The sequence below is a fragment of the Fuscovulum ytuae genome, from assembly GCF_029953595.1.
In the GTDB taxonomy this organism is placed as follows: domain Bacteria; phylum Pseudomonadota; class Alphaproteobacteria; order Rhodobacterales; family Rhodobacteraceae; genus Paragemmobacter; species Paragemmobacter ytuae.
Genome location: NZ_CP124535.1, coordinates 1,595,356 through 1,610,476, shown reverse-complemented (window position 1 = coordinate 1,610,476; position 15,121 = coordinate 1,595,356). Strand labels below are relative to the sequence as shown.

Annotated in this window: 15 protein-coding genes; 11 read left to right on the top strand and 4 right to left on the bottom strand. The window is 65.4% G+C overall.

Annotated features, from left to right (window positions below; all coding sequences use genetic code 11):
* Nucleotides 1-22: 22 nt before the first annotated feature.
* Both QF092_RS07740 and QF092_RS07735 read right to left on the bottom strand, forming a co-directional pair.
* On the bottom strand, nt 23-1,165 hold the full coding sequence (locus tag QF092_RS07740) for a benzoate/H(+) symporter BenE family transporter (RefSeq protein WP_281469126.1): 1,143 nt from the start codon (nt 1,163-1,165) through the stop codon (nt 23-25).
* Nucleotides 1,166-1,690: 525 nt separating this feature from the next.
* On the bottom strand, nt 1,691-1,906 hold the full coding sequence (locus tag QF092_RS07735) for a DUF1127 domain-containing protein (RefSeq protein WP_281469125.1): 216 nt from the start codon (nt 1,904-1,906) through the stop codon (nt 1,691-1,693).
* Nucleotides 1,907-2,166: 260 nt separating this feature from the next.
* Here QF092_RS07735 and QF092_RS07730 point away from each other — a divergent pair, with 260 nt between their 5' ends.
* The 9 genes from QF092_RS07730 (at nt 2,167) to mraY (ending at nt 12,194) form a co-directional block, all read left to right on the top strand.
* The gene (locus tag QF092_RS07730; protein WP_281469124.1) at nt 2,167-3,243 is read left to right on the top strand and encodes an Mrp/NBP35 family ATP-binding protein; all 1,077 of its coding nucleotides are present in this window, start codon (nt 2,167-2,169) and stop codon (nt 3,241-3,243) included.
* A gap of 232 nt (nt 3,244-3,475) precedes the next feature.
* Nucleotides 3,476-3,679, top strand: a complete 204-nt coding sequence (locus tag QF092_RS07725; RefSeq protein WP_281469123.1) for a hypothetical protein — start codon at nt 3,476-3,478, stop codon at nt 3,677-3,679.
* Nucleotides 3,680-4,464: 785 nt separating this feature from the next.
* Nucleotides 4,465-4,974: a division/cell wall cluster transcriptional repressor MraZ gene (gene mraZ / locus QF092_RS07720; protein ID WP_281469122.1), complete on the top strand. Its 510-nt coding sequence runs from the start codon at nt 4,465-4,467 to the stop codon at nt 4,972-4,974.
* 3 nt (nt 4,975-4,977) lie between these two features.
* Nucleotides 4,978-5,982, top strand: coding sequence for a 16S rRNA (cytosine(1402)-N(4))-methyltransferase RsmH (gene rsmH / locus QF092_RS07715; RefSeq protein ID WP_281469121.1), 1,005 nt, complete (start codon nt 4,978-4,980; stop codon nt 5,980-5,982).
* Nucleotides 5,982-6,389 (top strand): cell division protein FtsL, encoded by a 408-nt coding sequence (gene ftsL, locus QF092_RS07710; RefSeq protein ID WP_281469119.1) that lies wholly within the window; start codon nt 5,982-5,984, stop codon nt 6,387-6,389. The genes rsmH and ftsL overlap by 1 nt, the downstream gene beginning before the upstream one ends.
* Nucleotides 6,386-8,173 carry a peptidoglycan D,D-transpeptidase FtsI family protein gene (locus tag QF092_RS07705; RefSeq protein ID WP_281469117.1) on the top strand — a complete coding sequence of 596 codons (1,788 nt, stop codon included), beginning with the start codon at nt 6,386-6,388 and terminating at the stop codon, nt 8,171-8,173. The genes ftsL and QF092_RS07705 overlap by 4 nt, the downstream gene beginning before the upstream one ends.
* 15 nt (nt 8,174-8,188) lie before the next feature.
* Nucleotides 8,189-9,670, top strand: a complete 1,482-nt coding sequence (locus tag QF092_RS07700) for a UDP-N-acetylmuramoyl-L-alanyl-D-glutamate--2,6-diaminopimelate ligase (RefSeq protein ID WP_420026512.1) — start codon at nt 8,189-8,191, stop codon at nt 9,668-9,670.
* Nucleotides 9,667-11,112 (top strand): UDP-N-acetylmuramoyl-tripeptide--D-alanyl-D-alanine ligase, encoded by a 1,446-nt coding sequence (locus tag QF092_RS07695; RefSeq protein ID WP_281469840.1) that lies wholly within the window; start codon nt 9,667-9,669, stop codon nt 11,110-11,112. Before QF092_RS07700 ends, QF092_RS07695 begins: the two co-directional genes overlap by 4 nt.
* Nucleotides 11,112-12,194, top strand: a complete 1,083-nt coding sequence (mraY, locus tag QF092_RS07690) for a phospho-N-acetylmuramoyl-pentapeptide-transferase (RefSeq protein ID WP_281469115.1) — start codon at nt 11,112-11,114, stop codon at nt 12,192-12,194. The genes QF092_RS07695 and mraY overlap by 1 nt, the downstream gene beginning before the upstream one ends.
* A gap of 21 nt (nt 12,195-12,215) precedes the next feature.
* Here mraY and QF092_RS07685 read toward each other — a convergent pair whose 3' ends face one another.
* Nucleotides 12,216-12,890 (bottom strand): RraA family protein, encoded by a 675-nt coding sequence (locus QF092_RS07685; protein WP_281469112.1) that lies wholly within the window; start codon nt 12,888-12,890, stop codon nt 12,216-12,218.
* A complete protein-coding gene (locus QF092_RS07680) occupies nt 12,890-14,086 on the bottom strand; it encodes an aminotransferase-like domain-containing protein (protein ID WP_281469110.1) in 1,197 nt (398 codons plus the stop codon). Before QF092_RS07680 ends, QF092_RS07685 begins: the two co-directional genes overlap by 1 nt.
* Before the next feature lie 192 nt (nt 14,087-14,278).
* Here QF092_RS07680 and rpmG point away from each other — a divergent pair, with 192 nt between their 5' ends.
* Complete coding sequence (gene rpmG, locus QF092_RS07675) at nt 14,279-14,446, top strand: 50S ribosomal protein L33 (protein WP_149588253.1); 168 nt, start codon at nt 14,279-14,281, stop codon at nt 14,444-14,446.
* Nucleotides 14,447-14,544: 98 nt separating this feature from the next.
* Nucleotides 14,545-15,057 carry a GNAT family N-acetyltransferase gene (locus QF092_RS07670; RefSeq protein ID WP_281469107.1) on the top strand — a complete coding sequence of 171 codons (513 nt, stop codon included), beginning with the start codon at nt 14,545-14,547 and terminating at the stop codon, nt 15,055-15,057.
* Nucleotides 15,058-15,121 lie beyond the last annotated feature (64 nt).

The following is a 15,121-nucleotide window of genomic DNA, read 5'->3' as shown; positions in this document are numbered from 1 at the left end:
GCGATTTCTGTGTCAGAAATCGTTATTTCCTGCGGGCTTCGATCAGCCAGATGGCAAGGCCCGCCAGAAGGCCCCAGAAGGCCGCGCCGATTCCGGCAAAGGCCACGCCCGCCCCTGTGACAGCCAAGGTCAGCGTGGCGGCAAAGCGTTGGTCCGGCGCGGCGAAGGCCCCGGTCAGCGCCCCGGTGAGCGGGCCGAGTAGGGCCAGCGCCACCAGCGCCGTCATCAGCGCGGGCGGCAGGGCCGCTAGGATCGCGATGACCACGGGCCCGGTCAGGCCAAGGATGATCCAGACCCCGGCATAGGCGAGGCCCACCTTCCAGCGTTGCGTCCGGTCGGGATGCACATCGTCACCCATGCAGATGGCGGCGGTGATCGCGGCCATGTTGACGGTATGCGCGCCGATCAGGGCGGTGGCGGCCGAGATCAGGCCTGTGACGGTCAGGGCGGGGGCGACGGGCGGCTCATACCCTGCCGCGCGCATGGTGGCGAAGCCCGGCAGGTTCTGCGAGGCCATGGTGACAAGGTAGAGCGGCAGGCCAAGGCCGATCAGCGCGGGCCAGTGGAATTCGGGCGCAATGAAGGTAGGGGTGGGCGGGATATTTGGCAGGGGCGGCAGACCCGCCGCGCCTGTCGCAAAGGCAGTGACAAGGCCCGCGGCCAGCGCGGCAAGCACGGCCATGGCGGGGTTTTTCAGCCGGACAAGCACGAAGAGCGCCACCATCGGGGCCACGAGCAGCGGCGCGGCCTGCGCCGCGCCTGCGCCTTTCAGGACGAAGGGTAGCAGCACGCCTGCCAGCATGGCGGCGGCGATGCCATCGGGGATCTTGCTCACCAACGTGCCAAGGGGGCGGATCAGGCCGGTCGCCGCGATCAGAAGGCCCGCAAGCAGGAAGGCCGCGACCCCTTCGGCCATGCCGTAGCCGGAGGAGGCCGCAATAAGCGCGGCGCCGGGGGTGGACCAGGCCAGCACGACGGGGACACGGTGCCACGTGGAAAGCAGCGCGCTGCCCAATGCCTTGGCAAAGCAGACGCCCATCACCCAGCTGGCTGTCTGATCGGGCGTTGCCCCCAAGGCCTGCGCGGCAGCAAGGACGAGGGCGATGGTGGAGCCGTAGCCCACAAGTGCGGCGACAAGCGCGGCGGAAATCAGGGAGGGGCGCATCGGGCCTGCCGGAAGGAAGCGATTGGCGCGGACTATCGGCGGGGGGCGCCGGGGATGCAAGCGGGGGCTGCAATGAAAAACGGCGACGCCCGAGGGAGAAGGGCGCCGCCGCATTCTTGCGCCCCGGCCAAGGGAGGAGGAGAGGCCGGTCGCTTTCCCGGCCCGGCCAAGGGAGGAGGAGAGGCCGGGTCCGAAACCGTTGCACGGGGTGCGGGTCGCGGCGATCCCCGGGAGGAGGTGGGGATCGCCGCTGGTCCGATGGCCCTCAGGGAGGAGGAGGAGGGCCCGTCGCACGCCGTTGGGACCATTCGGCCCCGGAAGAAGGGTGCGGCGATCCCAGGGAGGAGGAGGGGATCGCCGCTTTTCCGCATGTCCCCAGGGAGGAGGAGGGGGACCTCGGATCTGTCAGAGAAGCATACGCAGGAGCATCGCTTCTGGATCAAAGTGCGGCGGCGCCAGGGAGGAGGAGAAGCGCCGCCGCTTTTGCCACGAACCCCGGGAGGAGGTGGGGTTCAGCAAGAAACCTTATTTGCCGTAAGCCGCTTCATGGGCGACGGCGTGGATATCGGCCCGGGCAATGCCCAGATCGGACAGTTCGCGATCGGAAAGTTGCACCAGTTCGCGGACGGTCTGGTTGTAAACGCTGCGGCGGGCGATCTGCATCTTGATCAGGGCAAGGACGCCCGAGATACGGTCAGCCAGCGAGAAGGACGCGGCGCGGGAGGAGTTGACATAAGCCATTTCGATCAGCCTCAGTTTGTTACATCTGTTCTCAGGACAACGTTCTGTCGCGCTGTTAACGGAAACATGGGGCATATGCTGCAACTGCACAATAGGCCCGGTCTGCAATGCTGCCATGCAGCATTCGCATGGCTGGCATTCACAGAAATGTCATTAATTTCATAGGTTTCGATGAAATCCTGAGCAAATGGTCAACACGCCCTTGTCGTGTGCCGAAAAGATGACGAGGTTTGCCGAAACCTTGGGCAGGAGAAGAACGCATGACGGTTACGAAAGAGGAAATCCTGCGGGCGCTTTCCGGGGTAGGCCTACCCGGTGGCGGCGATCTGGTGTCGCGCGATCTGATTCGCGCCTTGACCGTGGAGGGGGGTGTGGTCCGCTTCGTGATCGAAGCGGAAAGCCCGGAGGCGGCGCGGGCGCTGGGCCCTGTTTCAGGGGCGGCGGAGGCGGCGGTGAAGCGTCTTGCGGGGGTCGATGCGGTGCAAGTGGTGATGACAGCCCATGGGCCGGCGGCCAAACCCGCAGCGCCGCCAAGCTTGAAGATCGGGCAGCATCCGACACCGCAGCAGGGCGGGCCGCAGAAGGTATCGGGCGTGGACCGGATCATCGCGGTGGCCAGCGGCAAGGGAGGCGTTGGGAAGTCCACCGTGTCGTCGAACCTTGCGGTGGCGCTGGCGCGGCAGGGGCGGCGGGTTGGTCTTTTGGATGCCGATATCTATGGGCCGAGCCAGCCAAGGATGATGGGGGTGTCGAAGCGCCCCGCCAGCCCCGATGGCAAGATTATCGAGCCTTTGCAAGCACATGGCGTGACCATGATGTCGATCGGGCTGATGCTGAAGGAAGATGAGGCGGTCATCTGGCGCGGGCCGATGATCATGGGGGCCTTGCAGCAATTGCTGGGGCAGGTGGCTTGGGGCAAGCTGGATGTGCTGATCATCGACCTGCCGCCGGGGACGGGGGATATCCAGCTGTCGCTGGCGCAGCGGACGCAGCTGACGGGGGCCTTGGTCGTGTCGACGCCGCAGGATGTAGCGCTGCTGGATGCTCGCAAGGCGCTGGATATGTTCAGCAAATTGAAGGTGCCGGTGCTGGGGCTGATCGAGAATATGTCGACCTTCTGCTGCCCCAATTGCGGGCATGAGACGCAGATCTTTGGCCATGGCGGGGTGAAGGCCGAGGCGGCGAAGCTGGGCCTGCCTTTCCTTGGCGAATTGCCCTTGGCCCTTTCGGTGCGGCAGGCGGGGGATGCGGGGGTGCCGATCGCCGCGACCGATGCGCCGGAAGCAGAGGCCTATGCGCGGCTGGCCAAGGGGTTGATCGCGGGCGGGATGGCGTAAATTTGCGAGGCGGCGCAGGGGGTTGGCCGAAAATGGCTGTGCCCTGTTCTGTGCCGCCTTTTGTGCCGCAAACTGTGCATACAAATTCGGGCAGAGAGCGGGGCCAGAAATTGGTTAACCGTGCAGGGCTGCACAATATGCGCCGGGGTCTGGACGGCGGGCGGGGTGGTGCCCACATCTTGACGATGTGAAACAGCCCCTTTGCCGAAGGGGCCGGTCCAGAGGGTGCCGCATGAGTATCGATCTTCCGCCGATCCCTGACCTATCCGCGATCATCGCGCCGCAGGAGATTGAGAAGAAAAAGCGCCGGGGCGGTGCGGGGCGCGCGGCGGCCATCGCCGTGGGGACCGTGATGATCCTGTCGGATGGGTCGGAATGTGTGGTCGCGGGCTTTGACGCCCTGGGGCGGCCGATCTGCCATCCTGTGACGCAGTAAGGCGTTCCCTTTCTGCGGCCTTGCGCCCGTGACCAGCGGGGCAAGAGGCGTATTTGGGCCAAGATGAAGGGGCAAGGGCGCAGCTTTGGCGGATGCCGGGGCGTGGCGGAATGCCTGCATGGGACGGCATGGGATGCGCCGTTCCAGACGAATCACCTCATGGGAAAATGTGGGATCGGCTGGTCATACTGCGCCAGTCTGGGGCGAATCTGGGGCATTCTTTGCGGAAAAACCCCCGTTCCAATGCCGATCTTGGCCCATTCTTCGGATAATCTGGGGCGTTGTGGAAAAAAGCTGGGATTTTGTGGGAAAGAGGCGTGGTCACGAATAATCACTAGATGTTGTTACTCGTTGAGGGCCTATAGCCAATTTATGGGCAATGCCCTGTGGATAACTGCACCAGATGCTGTATTGAGCTGGGGGTTTGAACAAGATATGCCCAAGCGCTCCCTCATTTTCCCGTTGCGTGGGGCAAATTCCCATGGCATTAAAGTCTCACGACGATGAGAGCGGGCAAAACGAAAGCAGGGGCGGCATAAGACCCCGAACAGGCGAAAGCAGGCTTCATACAGGCACCCGCCTTCATCGAAACCAGAGATCCGGCGCGCGAGCGAGCAGACATCTCCCCCAGGTGGCGCGCGTAGCTGGACGCCCAGCGATGGGACAGGCGGCGGATCGAGCAGTGGCAGCAGCTCGATCCGCCGTTTCCGTTTCAGGGCCCGGGTTTTCCGGGCAGGGGCCTGACGGAGCAGGGCAGATGCTGCGCGAAGGAGGCCGGAAGGCCCATGTCGGAGGCGTTCAGAGGCGAGTTCACCCAGAAGGTGGACGGTAAGGCGCGGGTGTCGATCCCGGCGGCCTTTCGCCGTGTTCTGGAGGCCGGAGACCCGGACAGCACCCGCAAGCGCATCGTGATCGTCTATGGCGACGAGCGCCGCAAATTCGCCGAATGCTATACCGTCGCGGGCGCGCAGCGCGTCGAGGCGATGATCCGCAATCTTCCCTTGGGGTCACCGAAGCGCCGCCTGCTGGAGCGCAACGTCATCACCCTGTCCGTCACGGTGGAAATCGATGATGACGGGCGTATCGTCCTGCCGCCGAAAGTGCGGGAAAAGACGGGCCTGTCTGCCAGCGATGCGGGCGAGGCGGTCTTTGCCGGGGCGCTGGATACGTTCCAGATATGGAAACCCGAGACATATGAGGCAGAGATTCTGCGCGCGGCGGAAGAAGATCTGGCGGCGCTGCCTGCGGATATGGACATCCTGTCGCTTTTGGGCGGCGACGCGCCGGAGGTCTGAGCTTTGGAAGCCCGCGATCAGGAGATCGGTCGCATCCCCCATATCCCGGTTCTGCTGGGCCCCTTGCTGGCGGCGGTGGCCCCGGTGGAGGGCGACTGGCTGGACGGCACCTTTGGCGCGGGCGGCTATGCGCGGGGCTTGCTGGAGGCAGGTGCTTCGCGGGTGACAGGGGTGGACCGCGATCCCTTGGCCTTGCAGATGGCGGGGTCTTGGGCGGGGGAGTATGGTGACCGGCTGCGGCTGGTGGCGGGGAATTTCGCAGAGCTGGATCAGCATGCGGGCGGGCCGCTGGATGGGGTTGTGCTGGACCTTGGCGTGTCGTCGATGCAGCTGGATCGGGCGGAGCGGGGGTTTTCCTTTCAGAAGGACGGGCCCTTGGACATGCGGATGAGCCAGGCCGGTGAGAGTGCCGCCGATCTGGTGAATGGGGCGGCGGAGGGGCTGCTGGCCGATATCCTGTATCATTACGGTGAGGAGCGGGCCTCGCGCCGGATCGCGCGGGCGATTGTCGAGGCGCGGGCGGTGGAGCCGATCACCACGACGCTGCGGCTGGCCGAGATCGTGGCCAAGTGCCTGCCGCGCCCGAAGCCCGGGCAGAGCCATCCGGCGACGCGGAGCTTTCAAGCGATCCGCATTGCCGTGAATACGGAATTTGACAGCCTGGCCGAGGGGTTGCAGGCCGCCGAACGGGCCTTGAAGCCCGGCGGGCGGCTGGCGGTGGTGACGTTTCACAGCCTAGAGGATCGCATCGTGAAGCGGTTCTTCCAGATCGCAAGCGGCGCGGAGGCCAATGCCAACCGCTATGCCCCGGCGCGGGCCGATCAGGTGGCGCGGTTCGAGATGATCACCAAGAAGGCGGTCGGCCCCGATGAGGCGGAGCTTGCCGCCAATCCGCGCGCCCGCAGTGCCAAGCTGCGCGTAGCGCGGCGGACGGCGGTGCCTGCGGCGCGGATCACGCCTGCCGCGCTGGGCCTGCCCGAGTTTCAACCGAAGAAAGGACGCCGCTGATGCGCCCGGTGTTTTTCGTCCTGTCCTTCCTTGGCGTGATGGCCTTGGCTTTCTGGGCCTATCGCGAGAATTACGCCACGCAGGCGGCGCTGCGCGAGATGACGCAGTTGCAAAACGAGATTGCCACCCTGCGCGAGGCGTTGACCTTGCAGCGGGCGGAATGGGCCTATTTGAACCGGCCCGAACGGCTGCGCGAGTTGGCCACGCTGAATTTCGACCGGCTGGGGCTGTTGCCCTTGGAGCCTGGGCAATTTGGGGCTGCGGCGCGGGTGTCCTATCCGGCGCCGACCGTTCTGCCGGGGATGGGTTTCCCCGATATCAATGCGCCGATTTCTGTGACCGGTCAGACAGACCCCCTGAGCGGGGCCGAGATTGCCCCTTCCCCTGTTGACGGACAATTCCCATGATCCGCACGCCCCTTCGCCCGCTGGCCCGTATCCTTTCCGCCCGTCAGAAGGGCGAAAATCCCGACACGATCGAGCGCGAGAACCTGCGCCTGCGCCACGAGGAGATCCGCGACAAATCCCGCGCGCGGGCAGAAGTGCGGCTTTTGTTCCTGAGCCTTGGGTTTCTGGCGGCCTTTTCCACCATCGGGGCGCGGATGGGCCTTTTGGCTGCGACCGAGCCGATGGAGCCGCGCACGGCAGCGGCAGGGGCCGAGATCGTGGCGACGCGGGCCGATATCACGGATCGCAACGGGCGGATTCTTGCGACCAATATGCAGACCTATGCGCTTTATGCGCAGCCGAAGGACATGGTCGATCCCGCCCGCGTGGCGCGGGAATTGGCGCGGATTTTCCCCGAGATCGACCCTGTCGCGCTGGAGCGGCGGCTGACGGATGGGCGGTCCTTCCTGTGGATCCGGCGCGTGATGAGCCCGGAACAGATGCAGCGGGTGCATGAGATCGGCGATCCGGGCCTTTTGTTCGGGCCGCGCGAGATGCGGCTTTATCCCAATGGGCAATTGGCGGCGCATGTGTTGGGCGGGGCGAGTTTCGGGGCCGAGGGGGTTTCCAGTGCCGAGGTGATCGGGACGGCGGGGATCGAAAAGGCGCTGGATGCGCGGCTGCGCGATCCGGGGCAATCGGGCACGCCTTTGGAATTGTCGATCGACCTGACGCTTCAGGCGACGATCGAAGAGGTGCTGGGCACGGGCAAGACCATGCTGAACGCCAAGGGCGCGGCGGCGATCCTGATGGATGTGCGGACGGGGGAGATTTTGTCCTTGGCCTCGCTTCCGGCCTTTGATCCGAATGATCGGCCCAATCCGCTTGTGAAGGGCGATCCGGGGGATAGCCCCTTGTTCAACCGTGCGGTGCAGGGGGTGTATGAGCTGGGATCGACCTTCAAGATATTCACCGTGGCCAATGCCTTGGACCTTGGGCTGGTGGAGAAGGACACGATGGTGGATGCCAATGCCCCCAAACGCTGGGGCCGGTTCACCATCAAGGAATTTCAGAACAAGAATTACGGCCCCCTTCTGTCGGTTGAGGATGTGATCGCGAAATCATCGAATGTGGGGACAGCGAACCTTGCGCTGATGATCGGGGCGGAACGGCAGGCGGCATTCTTCCAATCGCTGGGCTTTTTCGAACCGACGACCATCGAATTGGTCGAGGCGCCCGGTGCGCGGCCCATCGTTCCGAAGCGCTGGCCGGATATCACGACGATCACGACAAGCTATGGCCATGGGATTTCGGCCAGCCCGATGCATCTGGCGGTGGCCTATGCGGCGATTGCCAATGGCGGGGTGAAGGTGACGCCGACGCTGTTGCATGGGGGCGTGCCGCAGAACGGGCCGCGCGTGATGACCGAAGAGACGGCGCGGGATTCCATCGGCATGCTGCGCAGCGTGGTGGAACATGGGACGGCCACGCTGGGCGATGTGCCGGGCTATCAGGTGGCGGGCAAGACCGGGACGGCGGAAAAGCCCAATGCGCAGGGCGGCTATGACACCGACAAGGTGGTGAACACTTTCGCAAGCCTCTTTCCCGCGAATGATCCGAAATATGTGCTGGTCGTCACGCTGGATGAGCCGGTGGAGACATCGGGGAGCGAGCCGCGCCGCACGGCGGGCTGGACGGCGGTGCCGGTGGCGGGCGAGATCATCCGTCGCGTCGCGCCGCTTATGGGCCTTCGACCGGTGGTTGAACCCCCTCCGGTGGATGAGCTAACAGCCGTCTCGAACTGAGGCGGGGGCGCGGAGATGGCCGGGGTGCGGAAATTGTCGGAACTCGGCCTTACGGCGCGGGCCGGGGCGGACCCGATGATCGCGGGCGTGACGGTGGATAGCCGGGCGGTGAAGCCCGGCTTTCTCTTTGCGGCGTTGCCCGGCGCGCGGGTGCATGGCGCGGCCTTTGTCGAGGTGGCCTTGAGGTCCGGGGCGGTGGCGATCCTGACGGATGCGGAAGGCGCGCGGCTGGCGGGCGATGTGTTGGCCGGATCGGACGTGGCGCTGGTGGTGGCCGAAGATGCGCGGGCGGCCCTTTCGGGGGCGGCGGCGCTGTGGTTTGGGGCGCAGCCGGGGGTGATGGTTGCCGTCACGGGGACCAATGGCAAGACATCGGTCGCGACCTTTACCCGGCAGATCTGGGCGGCGCTGGGCCATGAGGCGATCAATATCGGGACGACGGGGGTCGAGGGGGCGTGGTCTGCGCCGTCATCGCACACCACGCCGGATGCCATCACGCTGCATGCGATGCTGGCGCAGGCGGCGGCAGCGGGGGTGACCCATGCGGCGATGGAGGCATCGTCGCACGGGCTGGACCAGCGCCGGATGGATGGCGTGCGGCTGGTGGCGGCGGGGTTCACCAATTTCACGCAGGATCATCTGGATTACCACGGCACGATGGAGGCCTATTTCGCGGCCAAGGCAGAGCTGTTCGGCCGCGTGCTGCCGGATGATGCGGTGGCGGTCGTCAATATGAACGACCCCAGTGGCGCGCGAATGGCCGAGGTGGCGCGGGCGCGGGGGCAGAGGGTGCTGACCGTGGGTCATGGCGCGGGCTGCGATCTGCGCATTACGGGGCAACGGGCCGAGGCTGTGGGGCAAGAGGTGCGGTTTGTCTGGCAGGGCCTGCAGGCGCATCAGGTGAAGCTGGCGCTGATCGGCGGGTTTCAGGCAGAGAATGTGGCGCTGGCCGCAGGGCTTGCCATTGCGGCGGGGGAAGAGCCTGCGGCGGTTTTCGGGGTGCTGGGCCGCCTGACGGGGGTGCGGGGGCGGATGCAATTGGCCGCGACGCGGGCCAATGGCGCGGCGGTTTTCGTGGATTACGCCCATACGCCGGATGCGATTGCGACGGCGCTCAGGGCGCTGCGCCCGCATGTGATGGGGCGGATCGTGATCGTGTTTGGCGCAGGCGGCGACCGGGACCGGGGCAAGCGACCCCTGATGGGGGCGGCGGCGAAAGACTTCGCCGATGTGCTTTACGTGACGGATGACAATCCGCGCAGCGAGGAACCGGCTGCCATCCGGGCCGAGATCATGGCCGCCTGTCCCGATGCCAATGAGGTGGGCGACCGGGCCGAGGCCATCTTGCGCGCGGTGGATGCTTTGGGTCCGGGCGACGCGCTGCTGATCGCGGGCAAGGGGCATGAGACAGGGCAGATCATCAAGGGCGATGTCTATCCCTTTGATGATGTGGAACAGGCAAGCATCGCTGTGGCGGCGCTGGACGGGGTGATCTGATGGTGTTGTGGCGGTCCGAGGATGCGGCAAGGGCAACCGGGGGGCGGGCGACGAGGCCCTTTGCCGCAACGGGCGTGTCGATCGACACGCGGACCTTGCGGGCGGGAGAACTGTTCGTTGCCTTGAAGGATCTGCGCGACGGGCATGATTTCGTGGCAGCCGCGCTGGCCAAGGGGGCGGCGGCGGCCTTGGTGTCGCGTATCCCTGAGGGGGTGGCCGAGGATGCGCCGCTGCTGATCGTGCCGGATGTGCTGCGCGCGCTGGAGGATCTGGGGCGGGCGGCGCGGGCGCGGACCAAGGCGCGAGTCGTGGGGATCACCGGATCGGTCGGCAAGACATCGACGAAAGAGATGCTGCGCGCGGTTTTGGGTGGGCAGGGGCGCGTGCATGCGGCAGAGGCGAGCTACAACAACCATTGGGGCGTGCCCCTGACGCTGGCGCGGATGCCGGAAGAGACGGAGTTCGCGGTGATCGAGATCGGGATGAACCATCCCGGTGAGATCGCGCCCTTGGCGCGGATGGCCGATCTGGATGTGGCGATGATCACAACGGTCGCACCTGCGCATCTTGAGGCCTTTGACAGCGTGGAAGGCATCGCGCGCGAGAAGGCGTCGATCCTTGACGGGCTGCGGGCGGGCGGGGTGGCGGTTCTGAATGCCGATATCGACACTGCACCGATCCTGCGCGCCAAGGCCGAAGCGCTGGGCCTGCGGGCGGTGATGTTCGGCGCAGTGGAGGGGGCGGAGTGGCGCATCCTTTCGGTCAGCCTATCGGATGGGGCGACGGTGGTGCGCGCCATGCGGCGGGGGGAGCCGATCCTTTTCAAGGTGCTGTCGCCGGGGCGGCATTTCGCGGCCAATGCCCTTGGCGCGCTGGCGGTGGCCGAGGCTTTGGGCTGCGATCCGGCGATTGCGGCCTGTGACATCGGGCGCTGGTCCCCGCCTGCGGGGCGCGGAACGCGTGAGCGGATCGTGATGGATACGCTGGAGGATACGGGGTTCGATCTGTTTGACGATGCCTTCAACGCCAATCCTGCCAGCATGGCGGCGGCGCTGGATGTGCTGATCGCGGCAGAGCCCGAGAACGGGATCGGGCGGCTGGCGACGGGGCGGCGGATCGCGGTTCTGGGCGATATGCTGGAACTGGGGCCGCAAGAGGCGGCGCTGCATGCGGCGATTGCGCGGCATCCAGGGTTGGAAAAGGTTGCGCTGATCCATTGCGTGGGGCCGCGCATGCGCGCGCTGTGGCAGGCGTTGCCGCGCGCGCAGCGGGGCGAATGGGTCGAAACGGCAGGTGAATTGGCGGCAAGGGCGCGGTCCTTGATCGATGCCGGGGATATCGTGCTGGTGAAGGGATCGAAAGGGTCCAAGGTGAGTCTGGTTGTTGACGGCTTGCGCAAACTGGGGCAGGCGGGGGCGCCGAAGAACGAGGGGACCGAGTAATGTTCTACTGGCTGACCGCCTTTTCCGACGGGGGCGATATCTTCAACCTGTTCCGCTATCAGACGGTGCGGGCCGGGGGGGCGTTCCTGACGGCGCTGATCTTCGGCTTCGTCTTTGGGCGGCCCCTGATCGACCTGCTGCGCAGGAAACAGAAGAAAGGCCAGCCTATTCGCGATGATGGCCCTGCGGGCCATTTCGCCAAGGCGGGGACGCCGACGATGGGGGGCCTTTTGATCCTGTCGGCGCTGGTGGTTTCGACGCTGCTTTGGGCGCGGTTGGATAACCCCTATGTCTGGATCGTCCTTCTGGTGACGCTGGCCTTCGGGTTGATCGGCTTTGCCGATGACTATGCCAAGGTCACGAAGCAGAACACCAAGGGCGTGCCGGGGCGGGTGCGGTTCGGCGCGGGGCTGGTGATCGCGGCGCTGGCGACCTATGCGGCGTCAAGTTTTCATCCCGGTCCGCTGACCAATCAGCTGGCCTTCCCCTTCTTCAAGGACCTGCTGTTGAACCTGTGGTGGTTCTTCATTCCCTTCGGGATGGTGGTCATCGTGGGGGCGGCCAATGCGGTGAACCTGACCGATGGTCTGGATGGGTTGGCCATCATGCCGGTGATGATCGCGGCAGGCACCTTCGGCGTGATCGCCTATGTGGTGGGGAACGCCAATTACACCGATTATCTGGGCGTGCATTTCGTGCCCGGTACGGGGGAGCTTTTGATCTTCTGCGCGGCGCTGTTTGGCGGCGGTATGGGGTTCCTGTGGTATAACGCGCCGCCGGCGGCGGTGTTCATGGGGGATACCGGATCGCTGGCCCTGGGCGGGGCCTTGGGGGCGATTGCGGTCTGCACCAAGCACGAGATCGTGCTGGCCATCGTGGGCGGGCTGTTCGTGGTGGAGGCGCTGAGCGTCATCATCCAGGTTGCCTATTTCAAGCGGACGGGAAAACGCGTCTTCCTGATGGCGCCGATCCACCACCATTTCGAAAAGAAGGGCTGGGCCGAGCCGCAGATCGTGATCCGGTTCTGGATCATCTCGCTGATCCTTGCGCTGATCGGGCTTGCGACGTTGAAGGTCCGGTGACGATGGGCCGGATGGCCCATCCTACGGGGTGATGCGGCCGCGGAAGGGGGCGGGCAGGCCGAAGGCCTGTGCGGCGGTGCCGTGGCGCAGGGCGTCGATCCAGCGATCTTCCAGCGCAAGCTTGGCAAGGGCGGGGGCGAGCCCCGCCTCCCATGTCTCAGGCGGCAGGCAGACGAGGCCATCGTCATCGCCAAGGATCAGGTCGCCCGGATGGATCGTGATGCCGCCGAACGGGACAGGGCCGTTTACGGCCCCAGCTTCGGCCCCGGTCGGCCCACGTGGGGTGATGTGTCGGGCGAAGGCTGCAAAATCCTCCCATTGGCCGATGGTTCCCGTATCGCGGATCGCGCCATCGACGATGACCCCCGCCGCCCTCTTGGCGCGCAGATGGCCCGACAGGATATCGCCGATCATCGCATGATCGCGGTGGCCGCGCGCGGCGATGACCAGCACCTCTCCTGCCTGCACAAGATCGAGCGCATGGAGGACCGCGCCGAAATCGGGGGCGTGGCAATCCACTGTGACGGCACGGCCCATGAGGCGGGGCTGCAGTCCCGCAGGCCGCAGGGGGCGGATGTCGGGGTCGATCTGGCGCGCAGCGGGGACCGTGTCCACCGCGATGGCGACGGGGATCTTGGCCCAAGCGGAAAGATCGGGTGCGGGGGGAAGGTTATCGCGGTGGATCGTGACGGGCATCACATGTTTTCCTTCAGGCAGTCGCCGAGGGCCTTGATGCCCTGACGGATGCGGTCTTCGGATTGGGCGGAGAAGTTGATGCGGGCGTGGTTTTCGCGCGCCTTGGTGGCGAAGAAGCCGCCGCCCGGCACATAGGCCACCCGCGCCTTGGGCAGGGCGTGGTCGCGCAGGAAGGCGGTGGCGTCGAAGCCATCGGGGAAGCGGGCCCATGTGAAAAGGCCGCCTTGCGGATCGGTCACGGTCACCTCTTGCGGGAAATGCTGGCGGATGGCGGAGAGCATCACCTCTTTCTTCCTTGCATAGGCGGTGCGCAGCGTTGCGACATGCGACCAGAGGTCGTGGCGTTCCAGAAAAAGCGAGGTGGCGGCCATGTTGAGGGTGGAGGTTTGGGTATCGGCGGCGACCTTGAGGAGGGAGAGCTTTTCCAGAAGCGGGGGCGCGGCGATGGCCCAGCCAAGGCGCAGGGCGGGGACAAGGATCTTGGAAAAGCTGCCAAGATGGATGACGCGCCCTTCCGTATCGAGGGATTTCAGCGTGGGCAGGCTGTCACCGGCAAAGCGGATGTGGCGATAGGGTGTGTCTTCCAGCACGATCAGGCCATGGCGGTTGGCAAGGTCGATCAGCCTGTGACGGCGGGGCAGCGAGAGGGTTGCCCCGGTCGGATTCTGAAAATCCGGCACAGTGTAGAGGAGGCGGGCATCTGGCGTGGCCTTCAGCGTGGCGTCGAGCGCGTCCATATCCATCCCATCGGCATCCGTGGGAATGGCGGCATAGCGCGGTTCGCTGGGCGCGAAGGCGATGAGGGCGCCAAGGAAGGTGGGGTCTTCGACGAGGATCGTCTCTCCGGGATTGACCAGCATCTTGGCCGCAAAGTCGAGGCCCTGCTGCGAGCCTTGCAGGATCAGCACATCTTCGGGGCGGGTGGGCGTGCCATCGGCGGTCATCAGTGCGGCGATTTGGGCGCGGAGCTTGGGCAGGCCATCGGACGGGGCGTATTGCAGCGGGTCGCCCGTGGGATCGGCGATGGCGTCGCGGAAGACGCCTTGCAGCAGGTCCTTGGGGAAAAGCGCTGCATCGGGATAGCCGCCGCCGAAGGACAGGATTGCAGGATCGGCCCCCAGCGCGAGGAGGTCGCGGATGGCAGAGGGGCGGACCTGATCCATCCGCCGGGCGAAGGGGGAAGGGCTGTGCGGCATGGGGGAAGGAGATACCGGAACCGCGCAGGGCGCAAGCCCTTGGCGCTGCCGGGATGGGCACGGCCTGCCCTTTGCAAATTGATGATCAGACGGGTGGTTTGGCTGTTGACTCTGGCGGTTGCCCAAGTAAAAGGCGGGCTTCATGAGATTTCGCGGGGGCGCGTGCGTTTCCCCGTTCTAGGAGAGACGACTATGGCGAAACCGGCGACGATCAAGATCCGTCTGAACTCGACGGCGGGGACCGGGCATTTCTACGTGACCAAGAAGAATGCCAAGACCATGACCGAAAAGATGGTCGTGAAGAAATACGACCCCGTGAAGCGCGAGCATGTGGAATATAAGGAAGGCAAGATCAAGTAAGGTCTGGCTTATCTGACGGAATGGGGCCGCCCTTTGGGGCGGCCTTTTCTTTTTCCTGTGACCCTTCCCTCGCGCAAAGGTTGCGCTAGCTTCCGGCGATGGATCACACACTTACCCTTCGCCGTGCGCGACCCGCGGATCTTGCCGCCGTGGATCGCTTGCTGTCGCGCAGCTATCCACGGTTGTTGAAGGGGGATTATCCGCCTTCGGTTCTGGTCACGGCATTGCCGATCATTTCCCGCGCGCGGCCAGAGCTTTTGGCCTCGGGGCGCTATTTTCTGGCCGAAGCCGAGGATGGGCAGGTGATCGGCGCGGGTGGGTGGAGTGCGGCGGTGCAAAGTTCGGGCGAGGTGGCCCCGCAGACGGCGCATATCCGGCATGTGGCGGTTGATCCGTCACGGTTGCGGCAGGGGGTGGGCAGCGCGGTGATGAGCGAGGTCATCGTCGACACGCTGCGCCATGGCATCCGCTGGCTGGATTGCATGTCGACGCGGACGGCGATCCCGTTTTACGATGCACTGGGGTTCCGGGTGCTGCATGAGGTGGATGTGCCGCTGGCGCCGGGGATCGTGTTTCCGGCGGTTCGGATGATGCGGCAGATCAGCCCCTGAAGGATTGAAGTTCGGGAATGGAAAAAGGGCCGGTCGTTCGACCGGCCCTTTTCCTTTTTTCGCT

Excerpts from the sequence above, each read along its gene's own strand:
- QF092_RS07670 (WP_281469107.1), top strand. The coding sequence starts at position 14,545 with ATGGATCACACACTTACCCTTCGCCGTGCGCGACCCGCGGATCTTGCC.
- QF092_RS07685 (WP_281469112.1), bottom strand. The coding sequence starts at position 12,890 with ATGCCCGTCACGATCCACCGCGATAACCTTCCCCCCGCACCCGATCTT.
- QF092_RS07680 (WP_281469110.1), bottom strand. The coding sequence starts at position 14,086 with ATGCCGCACAGCCCTTCCCCCTTCGCCCGGCGGATGGATCAGGTCCGC.
- QF092_RS07725 (WP_281469123.1), top strand. The coding sequence starts at position 3,476 with ATGAGTATCGATCTTCCGCCGATCCCTGACCTATCCGCGATCATCGCG.
- mraY (WP_281469115.1), top strand. The coding sequence starts at position 11,112 with ATGTTCTACTGGCTGACCGCCTTTTCCGACGGGGGCGATATCTTCAAC.
- ftsL (WP_281469119.1), top strand. The coding sequence starts at position 5,982 with ATGCGCCCGGTGTTTTTCGTCCTGTCCTTCCTTGGCGTGATGGCCTTG.
- QF092_RS07735 (WP_281469125.1), bottom strand. The coding sequence starts at position 1,906 with ATGGCTTATGTCAACTCCTCCCGCGCCGCGTCCTTCTCGCTGGCTGAC.
- QF092_RS07730 (WP_281469124.1), top strand. The coding sequence starts at position 2,167 with ATGACGGTTACGAAAGAGGAAATCCTGCGGGCGCTTTCCGGGGTAGGC.
- rpmG (WP_149588253.1), top strand. The coding sequence starts at position 14,279 with ATGGCGAAACCGGCGACGATCAAGATCCGTCTGAACTCGACGGCGGGG.
- QF092_RS07700 (WP_420026512.1), top strand. The coding sequence starts at position 8,189 with ATGGCCGGGGTGCGGAAATTGTCGGAACTCGGCCTTACGGCGCGGGCC.
- QF092_RS07705 (WP_281469117.1), top strand. The coding sequence starts at position 6,386 with ATGATCCGCACGCCCCTTCGCCCGCTGGCCCGTATCCTTTCCGCCCGT.
- mraZ (WP_281469122.1), top strand. The coding sequence starts at position 4,465 with ATGTCGGAGGCGTTCAGAGGCGAGTTCACCCAGAAGGTGGACGGTAAG.
- QF092_RS07740 (WP_281469126.1), bottom strand. The coding sequence starts at position 1,165 with ATGCGCCCCTCCCTGATTTCCGCCGCGCTTGTCGCCGCACTTGTGGGC.